This window comes from Vibrio sp. MA40-2 (assembly GCF_047302445.1).
Classification (GTDB): Bacteria; Pseudomonadota; Gammaproteobacteria; order Enterobacterales; family Vibrionaceae; genus Vibrio.
On the sequence record NZ_CP178627.1, the window covers coordinates 156,748 to 174,205 of the forward strand.

General features: G+C 39.8%; 14 protein-coding genes. 12 read left to right on the top strand and 2 right to left on the bottom strand.

Going from position 1 to position 17,458, the window contains the following annotated elements; genetic code table 11:
• Positions 1 to 2: 2 nt before the first annotated feature.
• Positions 3 to 3,152 carry an efflux RND transporter permease subunit gene (locus ACLKML_RS00575; protein ID WP_413283157.1) on the top strand — a complete coding sequence of 1,050 codons (3,150 nt, stop codon included), beginning with the start codon at positions 3 to 5 and terminating at the stop codon, positions 3,150 to 3,152.
• Between the two features lie 150 nt (positions 3,153 to 3,302).
• Here ACLKML_RS00575 and ACLKML_RS00580 read toward each other — a convergent pair whose 3' ends face one another.
• On the bottom strand, positions 3,303 to 4,205 hold the full coding sequence (locus ACLKML_RS00580; protein ID WP_413283158.1) for a chemotaxis protein: 903 nt from the start codon (positions 4,203 to 4,205) through the stop codon (positions 3,303 to 3,305).
• Between the two features lie 193 nt (positions 4,206 to 4,398).
• Here ACLKML_RS00580 and ppiC point away from each other — a divergent pair, with 193 nt between their 5' ends.
• Entirely contained in the window at positions 4,399 to 4,677 is a 279-nt protein-coding gene (ppiC, locus tag ACLKML_RS00585; protein ID WP_413283159.1) for a peptidylprolyl isomerase PpiC, read from the top strand.
• Between the two features lie 168 nt (positions 4,678 to 4,845).
• Here the strand turns inward: ppiC and trmY are convergent, their stop codons facing one another.
• Positions 4,846 to 5,442, bottom strand: coding sequence for a tRNA (pseudouridine(54)-N(1))-methyltransferase TrmY (gene trmY / locus ACLKML_RS00590; RefSeq protein WP_413283160.1), 597 nt, complete (start codon positions 5,440 to 5,442; stop codon positions 4,846 to 4,848).
• Between the two features lie 326 nt (positions 5,443 to 5,768).
• Between trmY and ACLKML_RS00595 the strand changes: the two genes are divergently transcribed.
• The 10 genes from ACLKML_RS00595 to ACLKML_RS00640 all read left to right on the top strand — a co-directional run bounded on the left by ACLKML_RS00595 (position 5,769) and on the right by ACLKML_RS00640 (position 17,231).
• On the top strand, positions 5,769 to 7,745 hold the full coding sequence (locus ACLKML_RS00595) for a methyl-accepting chemotaxis protein (RefSeq protein WP_413283161.1): 1,977 nt from the start codon (positions 5,769 to 5,771) through the stop codon (positions 7,743 to 7,745).
• 68 nt (positions 7,746 to 7,813) lie between these two features.
• Positions 7,814 to 8,791 carry a triphosphoribosyl-dephospho-CoA synthase CitG gene (citG, locus tag ACLKML_RS00600; protein WP_413283162.1) on the top strand — a complete coding sequence of 326 codons (978 nt, stop codon included), beginning with the start codon at positions 7,814 to 7,816 and terminating at the stop codon, positions 8,789 to 8,791.
• Between the two features lie 442 nt (positions 8,792 to 9,233).
• Positions 9,234 to 10,022, top strand: coding sequence for a DUF3450 domain-containing protein (locus tag ACLKML_RS00605; protein WP_413283163.1), 789 nt, complete (start codon positions 9,234 to 9,236; stop codon positions 10,020 to 10,022).
• Positions 10,009 to 11,340 (top strand): MotA/TolQ/ExbB proton channel family protein, encoded by a 1,332-nt coding sequence (locus ACLKML_RS00610; RefSeq protein WP_413283164.1) that lies wholly within the window; start codon positions 10,009 to 10,011, stop codon positions 11,338 to 11,340. Before ACLKML_RS00605 ends, ACLKML_RS00610 begins: the two co-directional genes overlap by 14 nt.
• A 49-nt stretch (positions 11,341 to 11,389) precedes the next feature.
• The gene (locus ACLKML_RS00615; protein ID WP_413283706.1) at positions 11,390 to 11,887 is read left to right on the top strand and encodes a MotA/TolQ/ExbB proton channel family protein; all 498 of its coding nucleotides are present in this window, start codon (positions 11,390 to 11,392) and stop codon (positions 11,885 to 11,887) included.
• The gene (locus ACLKML_RS00620) at positions 11,884 to 12,288 is read left to right on the top strand and encodes a biopolymer transporter ExbD (protein WP_317716140.1); all 405 of its coding nucleotides are present in this window, start codon (positions 11,884 to 11,886) and stop codon (positions 12,286 to 12,288) included. The genes ACLKML_RS00615 and ACLKML_RS00620 overlap by 4 nt, the downstream gene beginning before the upstream one ends.
• On the top strand, positions 12,289 to 12,966 hold the full coding sequence (locus tag ACLKML_RS00625) for a TonB family protein (protein ID WP_413283165.1): 678 nt from the start codon (positions 12,289 to 12,291) through the stop codon (positions 12,964 to 12,966).
• On the top strand, positions 12,963 to 14,165 hold the full coding sequence (locus tag ACLKML_RS00630; RefSeq protein ID WP_413283166.1) for a tetratricopeptide repeat protein: 1,203 nt from the start codon (positions 12,963 to 12,965) through the stop codon (positions 14,163 to 14,165). The genes ACLKML_RS00625 and ACLKML_RS00630 overlap by 4 nt, the downstream gene beginning before the upstream one ends.
• 156 nt (positions 14,166 to 14,321) lie before the next feature.
• The gene (locus tag ACLKML_RS00635; protein ID WP_413283167.1) at positions 14,322 to 15,518 is read left to right on the top strand and encodes a DEAD/DEAH box helicase; all 1,197 of its coding nucleotides are present in this window, start codon (positions 14,322 to 14,324) and stop codon (positions 15,516 to 15,518) included.
• A 117-nt stretch (positions 15,519 to 15,635) separates the two neighbouring features.
• Entirely contained in the window at positions 15,636 to 17,231 is a 1,596-nt protein-coding gene (locus ACLKML_RS00640; protein ID WP_413283168.1) for an ABC-F family ATPase, read from the top strand.
• Positions 17,232 to 17,458 lie beyond the last annotated feature (227 nt).

Sequence of the window (17,458 nt, forward strand, 5' to 3'; positions counted from 1 at the left end):
TCATGCTGAGTCGATTTTTTATCCAACGGCCAAAGTTTGCACTGGTCATCTCTATTATTCTTACGCTTGCGGGTGTGATTTCATTAACTCAGCTTCCCGTAGCCGAATACCCAAAAATTAGTCCGCCTTCTGTCAGTGTTACAGCGTTCTATACTGGCGCAAGTGCAGAAACGGTCGAACAAGCCGTCGCTGACCCAATAGAGTCGTCAGTTAACGGTGTTGAAAACATGATTTACATGTCTTCAAAAAGTGCCAATGATGGCTCGTATTCTTTGAACGTTACCTTTGATGTTGGTACAGACCCCGATATGGCTCAAGTCAACGTTCAAAACAGAGTGACTCAAATTGAGTCCAAATTGCCTCAAGAAGTACGTATGGTGGGTGTTACGGTAAAAAAACGCTCACCTGATATCTTAATGGTGTTGAACTTTTACTCTCCTGATGGTCGTTATGACGACCAATTTCTGATCAACTACATTAACTTAAACGTAAAAGATCAATTGGCACGGGTTAAGGGTATTAGTGAAGTTGGCGTGATTGGTGGTGGAGAGTTTGCTATGCGTGTTTGGTTAGACCCAGATAAAATGGCTAACCTAAAGTTAACTACCTCGGATGTGAGTGCCGCGCTTGCCGAACAAAACGTGCAAGTAGCCGCAGGACGAGTTGGTGCACCTCCGTTCAATAATGCACAAGAAGTACAATTTAACCTTGTTACTAAAGGACGACTTGAGACGGTTGAAGAATTTGAGCAGGTGATATTGAGATCAAACAATGATGGCTCAACGGTTTACTTAAAGGATGTGGCTAGGTTAGAACTTGGTAAAAAGTCTTATGATGGTCAAGGCACATTCAGAGGCCAAGATGCCTCAATCATAACATTGTCACTGCAATCTGATGCTAATGCACTAGAAAGTGGTGAAGCAGTAATGGCATTACTTGAACAAATGAGTGTCAATTTCCCCGACGGAATGGAGTATGAAACCAGTTATGATACGACCGTTTTTGTTGCCGAATCGATAAAAGGTGTTGTGAAAACCTTAATCGAAGCCGTTTTACTAGTTATCGCTGTGACCTATATGTTTTTAGGTAGTGCTCGCGCCACATTGATCCCAGTGGTGGCGATTCCAGTCTCTTTAATAGGTACATTTGCCGTAATGTTAATTGCTGGCTTTACCATTAATACGGTAACGTTATTTGGTTTGATTCTCGCCATTGGCATTGTGGTGGATGATGCGATTTTAGTGATAGAAAACGTCGATACACTAATGAAGAAAGATCCGTCACTTACGCCGGCAAAAGCGACACTCTTGGCTATGAAAGAAGTCACAGGACCAATTATAACGTCAACATTGGTCCTGTTGGCTGTATTTGTACCTGTAGCGATGTTGCCAGGAATCACTGGCATTATGTATCGTCAGTTTGCGTTAACTATCTGTATTTCAGTCGTTATATCTTCTATTAATGCACTGACGTTATCACCAGCGGTTTGTTCTTTGGTGTTAAAGCAGGGCGGTGATAATACGTCGAGTTGGTTTAAAGCCTTTAACCGAGGATTAGATAACGTTACCACTCGATATGGAAAAATAGCCGGATTTTTAGTGAAGAAAACTGTATTGCTAGCTGGTGCTTTTATCATTGCTTTAGCTGCTTTAAGCTATTTCACTTCCAGCACGTCTACTGCTTTTGTTCCGCAAGAAGATAAAGGTATTTTGTTAGTTAATGTGCAGTTACCAGACTCGGCATCAATTTCTAGAACCGAAGAGACCACCGCAAAATTGATGGAAATTGTACAACAAGAGCCGGGAATTGAAGCGGTAACGGTTGCCAATGGGTATGCACTGTTAACCGGTGCAGCCGCCTCCAATGGCGCGACTTTGTTTGTTAAACTTAAAACGTGGCAAGAGAGAAAAGCATTGTCTGGCGAAAATTCTTCGTTTGCTATTGCAGAGCGGCTTAACGTTACCGCGGCACAGACATTGCCAGAAGCGGTAGTCTTTGCGCTTGGTCCTCCCGCTGTTCCCGGAATGGGTGCTGCATCTGGCTTCGAGTTTGTCCTAGAAGATACACTAGGTAGAAGCCGTACCGAACTAGCACAAGTGATGGGGCAAATTATACAAGAAGCTAATCAGCAACCAGAAATTCAACACGCTTTTAGTACTTTTAGAGCGAATGTTCCACACTTTAATGTCGAGATTGATAGACAAAAAGCCAAGCAACTTGGTATCTCATTGGGTGAAATCTTTCAAACGTTACAAGGTAACCTAGGTTCTCTGTACGTTAATGATTTTACCATGTTTGGTAAAAACTTTCGGGTAACGTTGCAAGCGGATAGTGACTATAGAAGCAGTATGGATGACCTAAATCGATTCCATGTTCGTTCTGCTAAAGGCGATATGATCCCGCTCAGTACTCTGGTTTCTTATCAGCAAGTATTCGAGCCTGATGTTGCGTGGCGCTATAACATGTATCGAGCTGCAATTATTCAAGGACAACCAGCCGATGGCTATTCGAGTGGTGATGCAATAGCTGCAATGGATAGAGTCGCCGAGCAAGTCTTACCTTATGGGTATCAATATGAGTGGACAGGAATGGCCTATCAAGAGGTTAAAGCGGGAAATCAGGCAATTTATGCCTTTGCTTTAGCTCTGATCTTTATCTACTTATTTATGGTTGCTCAATATGAAAGTTGGACGATCCCAATTGCGATTATTTTGGTCGTGCCAGTAGCCACATTAGGATCTTTCCTTGGGTTGAATTTAGTGGGTCTTCCGCTAAATTTATATGCCCAAATAGGTTTAGTTTTACTCATCGCTCTAGCAGCAAAGAACGCCATACTTATCGTAGAGTTTGCTAAACAACAACGAGAAGACAAGTTAGTAGAACTAGACCAAGCTGCGGTCAATGGCGGTAAATTGCGCTTTAGAGCGGTCAATATGACGTCGTGGTCATTTATCCTTGGTATTACGCCGTTAATTTTTGCGTCTGGTGCAGGTCATATTAGTCAGAACTCGTTAGGGGTATCATTAGTCGGTGGCTTGCTTTGTGTATTGCTAGCAGGAACATTTCTAATTCCAGGCTTCTATGCCGTTATACAGAGGAAACGCGAAAAAGCACACGGCGGCAGTACTAAACTGCTCGATCTCGATGAATAATATTCAGATTAAGGTATAGCCGTTATCTTGCAAGATGCAGATGTGGTGACGAAGCTTATTATCCCTAAGAACATAGTAAATCTATGTTCTTAGGGTTTAGTTCGCTTGTCGCTTTAATGCAACTGCAATCATTTTATTAGAGAGAAAAGACTAGTTTTCTATAACTTGAATTTTTTCTGCGCCTCGCAGCATTGCTTGTATCAACTCTGTTGCATCAAATTTAGTTAATGCTTCATGGGCACCAACTTGATGTGCTCTATCTGCGCTCATTTCACTGGATAACGAGGTATGCAGTATCCGATAAGCTTTATTGAGTAATGGATCATTCTGCACCTCAAAGGCCAATTCATAGCCATCGAGTCCCGGCATTTCTATATCGCTGACCAATAAATCGACAGGTTTACCTTCGCTTGCATAATTCTTCATTAGATCTAGTGCATCAATTCCATTATTACATACAGAATAACTAATATTGATACTGTCTAATGCATCGGATAGTTGTTTCCTTGCAACACTAGAATCGTCCACTAGCAATATGTTTAATGGCTTTAAACGTTCGCGTTCTACGTCAGTCAAAATAGGTATGCGAGCAGAAGCGTCTTGTGGATAGATTTTAGATAGCAATAATTCTACGTCGAGCATTTGTACGATTTTATCTTCAAAACGCGTGATGCCGGTAACAAAAACATTAGGGCCAGTCGATTCTGGAGAGGGTTCGATGTTATGCCAATCGCAATCGATAATTTTTTCAATAGTTCGAACCATAAAAGCGACCACAGTTCGAAGACAATCGGTCACGATTAAGTAACAGTTATCATACTCTTGCTTAGCTATTGGTCTGAAGCCGATCGCTGCTGCCATATCAATAACAGGTACAGTAATGTCACGAATAGTAACGGTTCCTATCACATGATGATGAGAGTAAGGAATTTTGGTGGTGGGCGAATAGGGAACAATTTCACGTACTTTTAATGTTCCAATAGCAAAGCTCTGTTGTTGTACTGAGAGTTTGAACAATAACATCCCTTGAGATTGATTGGCTTTGCTTTTCATGTATTTTCCTACCGTACGACAGTGGCTAGATTTATTCCAATGGTCAAATGTATTACCATGCTGGCACTTATCATAGTGAATAAGTGGACGCGACTCAGTAATTATTTTTGTTAATCTGCAATTATAACCACAATAACATTCACTTTTTCCCTTATTTGAGTAAAATTAAGCGCTATTTTTTAAGGAATCACTTATGGCTAGAACGGCAGCAGCGTTGCATATATTAGTGAAACATGAATCGATGGCGAAAGACATTTTGGCCCAAATTAACAAAGGCGCTAAATTTCATGTGTTAGCAAAAAAACATTCTACTTGCCCATCAGGAAAAAAAGGCGGCGATTTAGGCGAATTTCGTCAAGGTTCAATGGTGCCTCCCTTTGATAAAGCGGTATTTAAAAATGAGGTACTCAGCCCTTTCATTGTTAAAACTAAGTTTGGCTGGCATGTGGTGAAAGTACTGTACCGAACCTAGCATCCGAAGTTAAAAGTTAAACCTCACTTCAAAGTAAATTCGATGGCAAGTTTATGTTGAAGTGAGGGTTGTTTTATCTACTGGGTTATGCGAATTTGTTAATGAGTGTTATACCGTTATCTATTAATTAGCTACTAATTGATTTATAGCAATTAATTAAGTAGCGCTTTATTGCTGTAGATCCAGTTCATTGTGGATCAATACCACGCATTGAGAAGCAAATAACATTTTTGGGCCTAGACTGATTTTTTGTGCACCTAACCGTTTTAGGCTATTAAAGCTCTTTTTAGGCATTGGAATATGGTCGGTTAATAAGAAACAGCTGTTTTCTGGAAAAGTTTGCTCTCTGATTGGCGTACCTTTTTTATCCATCATAAACAGTTGATAGTCGAGCGAGAGTTCTTGAACTAATCTCTCAAAACTAATGGTGCGAACGGTTACCCCTTCATCAACCTGTCGTTGCTGTTCTTTAGCCATTCCCTTTGATACATCTAGTGCTTGAGCTATTTTTGTTAGCAAAGCTTGCTCATGAAAACCACCAATATTAGTAATGTCGTTCGCGCTAAAGCAAATGGTACGCGAGAAGTCTTGAGTACTTTCCAGTACCAAATATACGGCCACATCTTCTCGGTGAGATTGTGCGACGAATATAGCGTTCATCAGAGTATGAGCTAAAATTTCAGTGTGAGCTTCATTACCAACAGCGGCGAGAAGTTGTTGACTGTCAGTCGGTGCAGATCGAGCTCGTAAAACAAAGGCGCGCATAGACAAAGATCCTAGTGAATGGGTTAAGTTACATTTACTATTATTACAGTTTTAATGGTTGATGTAACAAGATAATTTTATAGATCAAGGATGAAATCGGTCTAAGTACTCATTGATTGATTTACCAATGTGCAACTTACTGGTAACAAAACAAGCAAAAGATCTCATGTTGTGCTTATTTGTATGATTAATTCAATTGACTTCACACTTCTTAACTAAATGAGATACAGAAATTATATTAAACCGAGTGCTATTCGATATAGTGACTAATATTAGTTTGAATATTGTTAATTTTATTGAGAGTCTGATTGGTTATGCATCTATCTGTGATTAAAAGAATTCTTATTGGCTTTGTTGTTCTGTTTCTCTTGATCGTCACGACTGCACTGATCGGGCAAAAAAATATTAGGCAGCTAGAAGCGCATTTAGATGAAACGGTTGATCAACTGGCACCAATGGCAGAAAAAACCAACCAGTTATCTGGGGTGGTCCTAAATATATCTCGTTTAGTGAGTTTACATAGCGCCTCTTTAGATGAGCAAGCTAGAACGAATTTATACCAAAAAACACAAAAATTATTCGATATTTATCAACAAACAACGCTCGCACTACAAGCCAATGTTGCTGGCTATCAAGATGTTGAACAGGTTCTAGCTGAGGTAGATTCGGCATCGCATTTATTACTTCAAGCGGTAAGCGACCAATTTGAAATTCGAGAGCAGTGGATTGCTGCGGATACGTTGCAAAAAGAAAAAGTTGATGATTTTGTTAATGAATGGGAGTTCTTTTCCGATGACAGCAAAATGTTTATTGAGTCTGTCAGCCCTGACATAGTGTGGCTAGCAGAAGGATTACAAAGTGCAGGCAACATGCTAGGTCGGTCGCTTGAGAAAGCATTTTTTGCTAAGTCTCAACAGCAGCAAGAAGGCTATTTATCAGAAGTTAAAATTCATCATCAAGCCATGCTATCCAAACGTGAGCAAATTACCGCAATTATTCCAGAGAGTAATTTTTCGTTGGTGGGATATTATGATTTGATTGACCAAGCGTTTGATAAGCAGGGCCTGTTTGCTACTTTGTCTACTAGTATCGCGTTGTTAGAAAAACAAAATCAGCAATTAGCAACCATAAATGAAAGAACCGATAATGTACTGGTGTTATTGGAAGAGGCCAGTGCGCTAGTTGGTAGCAAAATTAATCATGCCAAAGTTACCGCGCAAAACAGCAGTAATAATGCGTCTTTACAAATGGTATTGGTATTGGGTGTCTCGGTAATTATTTCCATAATCGTTATTTGGAGTGTGATAAAAAGCATCAATGGTCCATTAAAACGGACATTGGCCCATTTGAACAAATTGGTTAGTGGTGATTTTTCTGAAAATATTGAGATAAAATCGCAAGATGAATTTGGTCAAATTGCACAGCAAATTAACGCGTTAACAATACAGCTGAATTCAATTATTGGTGAAGTGGTAAGCAATGCAATGCAATTGGCGAGTGGTGCCGATGCAGGTTTATCGTCTAGCGAAACGACTCGCACATTAATTCGTGATCAAAAATCTCAGGTTGAATCGGTTGCCGATTCTGTTGAAGAGATGGAAGCTGGCATCAAAGAAGTGTCTGTTCTTGCTAATAACACTCGAGATGAGATAGATGGAATGTCGCGCTTGGTTAGTTCTGGCCGTGATGATGTTAAAATTACTCACGATATAGTGATCTCGTTGCAAAAAGCGATGAGAGAGTCAGTTGAAAAAGGTATTCAATTAAAACAGCAGTCGGATGATATCGGTTCAATTTTAGATGTAATTAAAGGCATTGCAGAACAAACTAAGTTACTTGCCTTAAATGCTGCTATCGAAGCTGCAAGAGCCGGTGAACAAGGGCGAGGGTTCGCTGTAGTTGCTGATGAAGTGGGGGCATTGGCGAGTAGCACTCAAGATTCTACTGTTAAAATACGAGAAGTGATTCAAATGTTACAAGTTTCTTCTGATGAAACCGTCACTATTTTAACACAGGGAGAAGAGATGGCTTCCAGCTGTTTCTCTCAGACCGAAAAAAATGAACAGCAATTAATACAGATAGATGACGTGCTACGGCAAATATTAGACAGCAGTCAGCAAATAGCTAATACTGCTGAAGATCGCTTGATTGTCGCGGCATTAATTAATTCAAGTATGCATAATATTGTCGAGCTAGGCGAAGCTACCAGTAACGAAGCGTTACAAAATCAACAAGCTAGCCAGCAATTGAAAGCGCAATCAGAACAACAAAAACACAATGTTTCTAAATTTAAGTTGGCATAAACACAAGCTAGACTAAGTTGATAGAATCGGCCATGATAGCGATTTACAGTACTGGCTAGAGATTGTTGATGAATATAACTGATTCCATGGAAGCACAGTTAGATGGTGATGGTTGCTATTTAACTAACCAAAAAAGCCTCTATCAACAAAATGATTTGCAACCAACCAATGTATCTGACATTTGTCAGTTGGCTGGCAATTTAGCCTATCAAGCTATGATGTTCGAAGCGCATTTGACACCGAAACCTGGATTAGTGGACTGTTATTCCAGTGGTGCTCATAGTGATATGGACATCACAACTTTTGTTGCCAGTTCAAATGCGTTAAAGCCTTTCATGCACCAGTTCGTTCAGCGTGGTTACGCTAGCCATCATCTATGCGCAAATCAACTATTGGCTCAACTACGACCTATCGGAATTGCAGCCGAGAAAGCTATGTTTGCCGCGACGAATAATGTTAATACTCATAAAGGAATGATATTCACTCTTGGGGTTATTTGTGGTTCAGTAGGTTGGTTGGTTGGCAATGATCGTCCATATAATGCTCAGGAAATACGGAAAATAATAATTCAGTGCTGTGCCAATTTGGTGACCGATGAATTAACAGAAACGACTAACGTTCCCGTTACCGCTGGTGAGAAGTTATTTCAGAAATACGGGTTAACCGGTATTAGAGGTGAGGCTTCACTCGGATACCCAACTATTTTTGAGTATGGGTTACCCGTTTATCTGCAAAGTCTTTCGCAACAACAAAGCCAACAACAAGCCATGACTCACACCTTGTTTTCGCTTATGGCCAATAATGTAGATACTAATCTGGTTAATAGAGGTGGATTGCAGGCAGTAGAATTGGTTCAAAGTGAATCACGAGCTATTTTGTCGGCCTTATGTAATGGCCAGCATGACATTGATATTTTGCTTTCGCTACTCGAAGATAAATTAGTTCAGCTTAATTTAAGCCCTGGAGGCAGTGCTGATTTATTGGCTGCAACGTGGTTACTGGCTCAATTTACTTCAAATAACGCTACACATGTAGCATGCGATTAAGCGTTTCTGCTCTTGGTTTCAATCAATCAAACATTTGTTCCAATTAATCAAAAATAAACAGTATTTGTACGTATTGTATAGGTATTTGTTGCGGTCACTATAAGCCACTTATATTCAATTAAAGTGTGACGTAGTACTTTTGCACCTAATTGTTAACTTTTTTCGTTGATTTACCTTATCATAAGTATGATAATAATTCTCATTACTGTTATGGTGAGTATATGATTATTCAGTGTTGTTGTAAGCTAGCTGTACGTTATTAATAAGGTAAGCTGTTAATAATAAATTAGTTTAGCAGGAATAGAGTAGTTTACCAGGGTAAGAAATTTATATCTCTTGATTGAATTTAGACTCTAAAACCTATTCAGTTTAGTTGATCATAGTTGAAGGAACGCCAACATGTTCCTTCTCGCTAAAGGACGAAAAGAAAGTTAATTTTATTATGTATAAATATAAAAATAAAATGCGTTCATATTGCATTGCTGCAAGCTTGTGCGTGTTAACGACGCATCATTTGGCGAATGCGAGCTCTTTAGCTGCGTCAGAGAAGATTGAACAATCTATTGTTAAAAATGCACAAAAAAATCAAATAGTGATCGATGAGAGTGCAGAACATTCGGCTCAGCTTCAATTTGAAATTGATGCACTCAAAGCCGAGATTAAAGGGTTAGAAACTTATCAAACTCATTTAAGTAATTTGCTAGATAATCAGAATCAAGAGATGAGTAGTATCGATCGACAGTTAACCGATATTACTGAAACAAGACAAAGTATTGTGCCGCTAATGTATGAGATGTTAGCGGGTTTAGATCAGCTAATACAACAAGGTATGCCGATCCAATTCGACGTCAGACAAGCTCGTTTAAATAGTTTGTCTGAACTGATGGTACAAGCCAATGTTAGTGATGCAGAAAAATTTCGACGCATTCTAGAGGCATATCAAATCGAACTTGATTATGTGCAAAAGTTGGATAGTTACGTAAGCAATATCGAAATAGAGGGAGTGATGCGTGAAGTTGAACAACTCTATCTTGGCCATGTTTCTTTTATTGCGCGTAGTTTAGATAAACAAAAATACTGGTTGTGGGTCGATCAGAAACAACAATGGATAGCATTAGAAGAACCTGTGTTTAGTCAGTTGGATGATGCTTTTTTATTGGCGAATAAGAGAGTGTCTCCGAGCATTCTAACTTTGCCTCTGTCTATACAGGAGGTAAATGATGTTCAATAAATTTATGAGTTCTTTGTTGGTATCTATTCTATTTACTATGACATGCCAAGCAGAAAATAGTGTATTACAAGTAACTAAAGAAGCTAAAAAACAAGCGCTTATCGATAATAAAGCCAGAGAAACGAGCTTTATAACTAAACAACAACAACTCACGGAATTACGTGACAAACTCACCGCTCAGAGGGACAGTTTACAAGCCGCGATTGATGAGTCTACCGTACGTTTTAGTGACAATGAGCAATTATTAGCAGATAAAGAGAAACAACTTCACTTAGAGTCAGGCAGCCTAGGTGAACTGTTCGGTGTCGTTCGGCAAGAGGCTAAAGCACTGCAAGTTAGCCTGCAAGATAGCGTTCTAAGTATCGATGAATCGAAAGTGTTGGCAGATGTTGACGCCATTATTCAAGCAAAAACGTTGCCCTCTAAACACCAGCTATATTCATTTTGGTCTGCATTTGTTGACCATATTAACAACGGATCGACTATTAGCTCAGTTGATGTCGATGCAGTAAAAGATGACGGTCGATTAGAAAATAAAACGGTTTTACGCATTGGAGCATTTGGTTTAGTTGATGAAACAGGGTATCTAATGTGGTCAGAAGGACACGGTGTTAGACCTTATCTAGTACAACCTCCACTTGCGCCTACCTCTGACACATTCAGCAATGCATCTATTGCTCCTAATGTTATTTCAGTTGACCCTACTGCGGGTCAGTTACTGGATCAATTAGCTCTAACCCCAACGATTTGGCAGAGAGTTGAGCAAGGTGGTGTGATTGGTCAAGTCATTCTTGGACTATTAGTGGTTGGTTTGCTGATTGGTTTGGTGCAAGGTGGCTTTTTGTTTGTTAATCGTTACAAAATTAATGCGCAATTGAAAGATAAGCAAACAATTGGCAACAATGCATTGGGTCGAATTCTGGGTGTGTATAAATATGACGAGTCACCAAATGTTGAAGCGCTAGAATTGCGTTTGTATGAAACAATACTAGATGAACAATTGAAGCTTGATCGTGGTCTTTCAATGTTGAAACTATTAGCAGCATTAGCACCAATGTTAGGTTTACTCGGCACGGTTACCGGTATGATAGAAACTTTCCAAGTTATTACCCAATATGGCAATGCTGATCCTCGTATGATGGCTTCCGGTATTTCTACTGCATTAGTCACAACTGTATTAGGTTTAGTCTCGGCTATGCCATTGTTATTCATTCATAATGTTCTGACTTCTCAAGCGGAAAGTGTCAGGTCATTATTAGAAAAACAGGGCATTGGTTTGGTTGCAGAACGCGCAGAACAACAATTGGAGTTGGCGTAACGTGGAACAGTGGGTGAGCTATTTTATCGACTTTTTGCGTAATGATGCTATGGCGCTATTCATGTCTCAAGGCGGTCCCGTTCTTTGGTGGCTAGCTGGGCTCAACATACTATTTTGGTTAATTGCTATTGAACGAGGTTTGTATGTGCTGGTTAGTTTTCCACGTAGACAAAAATCATGGCTCGAAACTTGGTCTTCTCGACAAGATCATCAATCGTGGTTTGCTCAAAAACAACGAGACTCATGGTTAAATCAAGCACATATGGAGCTTTTCCAAAATATAAATTTACTTAGATTGATTATTAGTCTTTTTCCTATGCTTGGTTTACTCGGTACGGTTACTGGTATGATCTCGGTATTTGATGTGCTTGCTGAACAAGGAACATCTCAACCTCGATTAATGGCGGCAGGGATCTCAATGGCAACGTTACCAACTATGGCTGGTATGGTTGCCGCTCTTGCGGGCATGTTTTTTTACTCTCAATTACTGTCAGCAATAGAGAAAAAAGAAGTACATTTAGAAAAACTAATGAGGAGCCGTTTATGAGACTTGGGCACCGAAGAAAAACTCAAGATGAAGCACAGATAGACATGACTTCTATGTTAGATATTGTATTTATCATGTTGATATTTTTTATTGTCACTAGTTCATTTGTTAATGAATCTGGTGTTGAGGTCAATAGGCCACAAGCCACTAATTCGGTCAGTAAAAAAGAGGCCAGTATTTTTGTTGCTATTACCGAGAACAACGACATTTATATTGACAAACGGCTAGTGGATAAAGAAAGAGTACAAGCAACGTTAGAGCAGTTATTAACTGAAACAAACAGTCCTTCATTAGTTGTGCAAGCCGACGAACTGGCATTTAACGGTACGGTTGTTTCTGTGTTAGATGCCGCTAAAGGGGCGGGTATTGTCAATATTGCATTAGCAACAGAGAATAATTAGATGCGTCGTTTTATCATCGCTTTTCCATTCGCCGTGGTGATCAGTTATTGCCTTGTTGGCATTATGGTGTGGATTGTTGATTTAAATGCTACTGCACAACAACCTAAATCGGAACCATTGCAGTTTGATATTTTTATGCAGGAAGTGGAAGAGTCAAGTGAAAGAAAAAGCCGAACATTGCCACCGCCGCCAGAAGAAACGATGCAACCACCAGAGAAAGCCTTAGCTCAACCAGAGCCAAAGACCAGTATCGAAACACCGGCTATTGAACCTGTTCCAGATATAAAGTTGGATGTGTCTGTGGCCGAGATGAATTTGGCAGTCAGTATACCGACTAGCGTACCAACACCGGTGAGTGATGTGTCGACTCCTGTTCAAGGCACGGAGTTATCTAATGTTGGTGAGATTAAGCAGCTGACCCCGATTAAACGATCTGTACCTGTTTACCCAAGAAAAGCCTTACAGCGAAGAATAGAAGGGTTTGTATTGCTTTCGTTTGATATTGACCGTCAAGGTAAACCAACAAATATTAAAATAGAAGACGCGCAACCGCGAAATATATTTAACAGAGAAGCACTTAAAGCGTTACGAAAGTGGTCATATACCCCATTGATTATAAACGGAGAAGCGCAACAAAGGACTGGTCAACAAGTTAAGTTGGAGTTTAAAATTCAATGATTGATTCTAATACTGTTACACCTAATGTTTTTATGTATAGTCGAAAATTGGTGTTATGGTTTTTGATACTGCTGTTAATGTCAATGTCAATTGCGCAGGCGCAAGATTTGTCTTCATCTACTGTTCGCCAAGTCCAACGTGCTTATGAATTACAATTAGAAGAACAACTACAACAAGCCATTGATATATTAACTGCTAGACAGCCAAGTCGGCGCTACGATCAAGCTTATGTCTCTAGAATGTTAGGTGGCTTGTATTGGCAAACTCAGCAGGTTAAACAAGCAATAGTTTCACTTACTACAGCAATCGACTTAAAGCAACTTGACCCTGAACAGCAACGAGACACCGTACGTATGCTAGCTGATATTCTTCTCAGTAATGAGCAGCCCCTATCTGCGGAGCGACGTTATCAATCGTTGATTACACAGTATCACCAAGCTAAGGATTTACAGTTAATCTGGTTACGTTTGGCGCAAGCACAGTATCAACAGAAAAAATGGCCACAGGTAGAGAGTTCGATAACAAAACATCAAAAATATCTCAAAATGACGCAGTCAACTATTGCTATTAGTTCTTTAAATTTACTATTGGCTGCACAAATTGAACAGAGTAAATGGCAGGCTGCGATTCCAACTGCGAGAACGTTACGAGACCGTCAACCTAAAAATAGTATGTGGTGGTATCAATTAATCTCTCTTAATTTACACATAAAAAATAATGCAAAAGCGTTGGTGATCATTCAACAAGCTGAACGTGCGGGAATTAAATTGAATGAACAATATTTCATCATTTTAGCTCAATTGTACGCTGAAGCTGGTGCACCTTATAAGGCGGCACAAGTTTATGCAAGACTCGATAACCTTGATGGACGAGTCTCTCAATTGGAGCAACAAGCGCTTTACTGGCAAGCAGCAAAAGAGTGGTCACGTGCAGAGGACAGTTGGTATAAAGCAGCACAATTAGACGCTAAATATTACTGGCAACATGCCTTGGTTCTAATAAAAGAACGAGAATATCAACAAGCAATTGCCAGCTTAAACAACATCGCTAAACCAACGACTCAAGTGCAATTAGCTAAAATTCAGGCTTTTGTTGGTTTGGACAATAATCAACAAGCTTTAAGCATTGCCAAGAATCTGCATAAAACCAACCCTAGTTCAGAAAGTTTAAACTGGATTAAATATTTGAGCGCCAATTAGTCTTTATCTAGTGAGTAAGTGGGTTAATCGGGTGTGTTTTTCAGCAAAAAACGCTAGACTGTAGCGCAAATAATTATCTGTACAATATAATTCACCGAATAAGCTTATAGTTGTTCATTCGGTGTTAGCAGTTGACTCACTTACTAGAGATGAACGATGTCATTTTCTAAGCTTGGATTAAGCGATCCTATTTTAAAAGCAGTAGCCGAACTCGGTTACAAAACGCCAACCACGATTCAAACACAATCGATACCAGTAGTCCTCGAGGGAAAAAGCTTAATTGCTGCCGCCCAGACTGGTACAGGTAAAACCGCAAGCTTTGTTTTGCCTATCTTAGATAGATTAAGCCAAGGGACGACACAAAAGAAAAAACGTTTTCGTGCGTTGATTCTAGTACCGACTAGAGAGCTAGCAATACAAGTACAGAAAAGTATCGTTCAATACGGTCAACATCTTGGTTTAACATCCCTTGCAATGTACGGTGGAGTTGATTACCAACCACAAAAACAAGCGTTAATTGATGGCGTCGATATTGTAGTCGCAACACCGGGACGATTGATCGATTTGTATGGCCAACATGCGATCTATTTTGAAGAAGCTGAAACGTTAGTATTGGATGAAGCAGATAGAATGTTGGATATGGGTTTTATTGAAGACATCAATAAAATCATCGCTCGTTTACCTAATGACATTCAAAACTTGTTATTTTCGGCGACTATGTCAAATCCAGTACGCGAATTAGCAAGAAGTGCAATTCACGACCCAGTAGAAATTTCGATTGCTAAGCACTCTGCTTCCAAAAGTAATATTAAGCAGTGGTTAGTAACAGTGGATAAAGATAAGAAATCAGCCTTACTTAGCCAACTTTTGACAGAAAATAGTTGGCCACAAGTGCTGATATTCATTGAAACTAAGCATGGGGCTGCAAAATTAGTGTCTCAATTAGACAAACGAGGCATTGCTGCAGAAGCTTTTCATAGTGGGCGTAATCAAGCTTCTCGAGCACGCGTTTTTGAAGAATTTAAAAACGGTTCAGTTAAGTATCTTGTTGCTACCGGAGTGGCGGCTCGAGGCTTGGACATTGACGAATTACCATGCGTTATTAATTATGACTTACCGTATCCAGCGGATGAATATGTTCATAGAATAGGAAGGACAGGCCGCGCAGACGCACAAGGGGAAGCGGTTTCCCTAGTATCAAAGGACAATTTCAAAAATTTATGCATGATTGAAAGCCGTCTTGGCCACCTTATTGAAAGAAGAGTTATTGACGGTTTTGTGCCCAAAAAAGAAGTGCCAATTTCAGTTTTGAATTATGTTCCAAAACATAAAAGAGAGCAGACGGACCAGTGATTCAAGATGATTTTTACTAGTGATGTAGTTCACAAAATCTGTTAGAATTGGCTAAAATTTGGAAAGCTGGTTAATCACCAGCTTTTTTGTGTCCTTAAGAAAATAATTAGGTGTCCTGTGCTAACAACTGCAAATATCACCATGCAATTTGGCGATAAGCCTCTGTTTGAAAATATCTCCATTAAATTTGGTAACGGTAATCGCTATGGTTTAATTGGTGCCAATGGTTCTGGAAAATCGACTTTTATGAAGATTCTTGGTGGTGAGCTCGAACCATCAGCTGGTACCGTTTCTTGTGATCCAAATGAAAGAATGGCGAAGTTAGGTCAGGATCAATTTGCCTTTGAAGAATTTACGGTTGTTGACACTGTCATTATGGGGCACAAAGAATTATGGGCGATTAAAGAAGAGCGTGACCGTATTTATTCTTTACCTGAAATGTCTGACGAAGATGGTATGAGAGTAGGCGACTTAGAAACAGAATTTGCTGAAATGGACGGTTATTCAGCTGAAGCACGAGCAGGCGAACTGCTATTAGGTTTGGGCATCTCAGAAGAACAACATTTTGGTTTGATGAGTGAAGTGGCTCCTGGTTTGAAAGTTCGAGTTTTGCTGGCGCAAGTTTTGTTCGCTGAACCTGAGATCATGCTACTTGATGAACCAACCAACAACTTGGACATGCACACTATTGCTTGGCTTGAAGAGATTTTGTTAGCGCGTAACTGCACCATGATTATTATCTCGCATGATCGCCATTTCCTAAATACAGTTTGTACTCACATGGCTGACTTAGATTACGGTGAACTGCGCATGTTCCATGGTAATTATGATGAATACATGCTCGCAGCCGAGCAAGCGCGCGAACGTTTACAAGCTGATAATGCCAAGAAAAAAGCGCAAATAGCAGAGCTACAAACCTTTGTTAGCCGCTTTTCAGCCAATGCATCTAAGGCAAAACAAGCCACATCTCGTCAAAAGCAACTGGATAAAATTCAACTAGATGAAGTAAAACCGTCTAGCCGTCAATCCCCCTTCATTCGTTTTGAGCAAGAGAAAGAATTGTTCCGAAATGCATTAGAAGTAGAAGGTTTAAAGCAAGGTTATGGCGATAACATCTTGTTTAATGGCATCGATTTAATGGTAGAGGTTGGGGAGCGTGTTGCGATTATTGGTGAAAATGGTATTGGTAAATCTACTTTACTTAATACATTAGCCAGTGCAATGGAACCGATGGACGGAATGATTAAGTGGTCTGAAAATCATAACATTGGTTATTATGCGCAGGATCATGCGCATGACTTTGCCGAAGATCTTACCTTGTTAGATTGGATGAGTCAGTGGAAAAAAGAAGGTGATGATGAGCAAGTTGTTCGTGGCATCTTGGGCCGCATGCTGTTTTCGCAAAATGACATTAAGAAATCGGTTAAGGTTATTTCTGGTGGTGAACAAGGTCGTATGTTGTTTGGTAAACTTATCATGCAAAAAGCCAATATCTTGCTGATGGATGAACCAACAAACCACATGGATATGGAGTCTATCGAGGCACTTAACCTTGCACTAGAAAACTACAAAGGAACATTATTTTTCGTTTCTCATGACCGTCAGTTTGTTTCGTCTATTGCTACCCGCATCATTGAAATTACTAAAGAAGGTGTTAGTGATTTCCATGGTAGCTATGAAGAATATCTAAATAAGTTGGGCGTGAAAGGTTAATATTTCTGCCAGAGAAGAGCTGTAAGCTCTTCTCTTTAGCGGACACACACCACAACAGTGCGTACATGTTTACAAGGACTGCTTACAAGGACAGTCCCGCATAACAAAGCCAGTGCACAACGGTTTTACTTAATCGTAAAAAGTGATTGTAGATAAATAGGTCATTTTTTGTGGAATAGGCGTGTTTTTAGGAACTAGTAAGTGAGTAGAACCGATAATGAGTAGAG

What these genes read in the sequence shown, in the direction of transcription:
- ACLKML_RS00575 (WP_413283157.1), top strand. Translation starts at nt 3, where the DNA reads ATGCTGAGTCGATTTTTTATCCAACGGCCAAAGTTTGCACTGGTCATC.
- ACLKML_RS00580 (WP_413283158.1), bottom strand. Translation starts at nt 4,205, where the DNA reads ATGAAAAGCAAAGCCAATCAATCTCAAGGGATGTTATTGTTCAAACTC.
- ppiC (WP_413283159.1), top strand. Translation starts at nt 4,399, where the DNA reads ATGGCTAGAACGGCAGCAGCGTTGCATATATTAGTGAAACATGAATCG.
- trmY (WP_413283160.1), bottom strand. Translation starts at nt 5,442, where the DNA reads ATGCGCGCCTTTGTTTTACGAGCTCGATCTGCACCGACTGACAGTCAA.
- citG (WP_413283162.1), top strand. Translation starts at nt 7,814, where the DNA reads ATGAATATAACTGATTCCATGGAAGCACAGTTAGATGGTGATGGTTGC.
- ACLKML_RS00605 (WP_413283163.1), top strand. Translation starts at nt 9,234, where the DNA reads ATGTATAAATATAAAAATAAAATGCGTTCATATTGCATTGCTGCAAGC.
- ACLKML_RS00610 (WP_413283164.1), top strand. Translation starts at nt 10,009, where the DNA reads ATGATGTTCAATAAATTTATGAGTTCTTTGTTGGTATCTATTCTATTT.
- ACLKML_RS00615 (WP_413283706.1), top strand. Translation starts at nt 11,390, where the DNA reads ATGGCGCTATTCATGTCTCAAGGCGGTCCCGTTCTTTGGTGGCTAGCT.
- ACLKML_RS00620 (WP_317716140.1), top strand. Translation starts at nt 11,884, where the DNA reads ATGAGACTTGGGCACCGAAGAAAAACTCAAGATGAAGCACAGATAGAC.
- ACLKML_RS00625 (WP_413283165.1), top strand. Translation starts at nt 12,289, where the DNA reads ATGCGTCGTTTTATCATCGCTTTTCCATTCGCCGTGGTGATCAGTTAT.
- ACLKML_RS00630 (WP_413283166.1), top strand. Translation starts at nt 12,963, where the DNA reads ATGATTGATTCTAATACTGTTACACCTAATGTTTTTATGTATAGTCGA.
- ACLKML_RS00635 (WP_413283167.1), top strand. Translation starts at nt 14,322, where the DNA reads ATGTCATTTTCTAAGCTTGGATTAAGCGATCCTATTTTAAAAGCAGTA.